General features: G+C 46.5%; 1 protein-coding gene. It reads left to right on the top strand.

Annotation, left to right across the window (positions count from 1 at the left end):
- The coding region (locus tag A3738_RS02995) for an L-serine ammonia-lyase (protein ID WP_068763343.1) at positions 1–1035 on the top strand (1035 nt) is incomplete at both ends.

The raw sequence follows: 1035 nt of genomic DNA, 5'->3' as shown, positions 1-1035 counted from the left end.
GTTCGACTGGGTTTGAATGGTTACTTGCCTCATCAATTGGTTGACGTAGATCTTCGTGTATTAAAGTGTCAGATAGAGGCTTCAGAACAGCTATCAGGCACGGAGATTTATTATGATCCTGCCGTTCATCTTATATGGAATACCGATCGATCTGATTTGCCGCATCCTAACTTTCTTAGCTTTGAATTAGTGGTTGATGATGAGGTGTTGCTAGAACAGTCATATGCATCAATTGGCGGGGGCTTTATTGTTGTTGAACAAGAGCTTGATCAGCATGTGTTGAGCTTAAGTCAGGTCGATATCTCTTTCCCATTTTGCAACGCGCAAGAAATGCTAAGCATGAGTGGAGATTCGGCTTTAAGCATTGCTGAGATGAAACTGAAAAATGAACTGTGCTTTCAAGAAGAGACGACGTTTTCAGAACATGTTTTAACAACATGGCGGGCAATGCAGAGCTGTGTTGAAAAGGGACTACAAGCAGAAGGTGAGCTTCCCGGAGTTTTAAGAGTACAACGACGAGCCGCGACACTTTTTCAAAAACTCGTGAAAAGCCCTGTAAATATAGAGTGTCATGAATGGCTGAGTGTTTACGCGATTGCCGTCAATGAACAAAATGCGGCAGGAGAGTTGATCGTGACAGCGCCGACGAATGGTGCGGCGGGCGTTGTGCCAGCGGTGTTGTATTACATGGATAATCACTATTTTGAGCATGGCTTGAGTGATGCTCAGATCCTGACATTCTTTTTGAGTGCGGCAGCGATTGGCGGATTGATCAAACATAATAGTTCTATCTCTGGTGCAGAGGTTGGCTGCCAAGGTGAGGTGGGAGCTGCATCGGCAATGGCTGCTGCAGGAGCTTGTGCTCTAAAGGGTGGAACGCCTGAGCAAGTAGAGCATGCGGCAGAAATCGCTTTAGAGCACCATTTGGGGATGACGTGCGATCCGATTCAAGGCTTGGTGCAAGTGCCTTGCATAGAAAGAAATGCTTTTGGAGCGGTGAAAGCATGGCTCGCATCAGATCTCGCTCGCAATGCT

This window comes from Oleiphilus sp. HI0066 (assembly GCF_001635725.1).
Note: the sequence above shows the minus strand (reverse complement) of the source record. Positions and strands in the feature narration are given on the sequence as shown.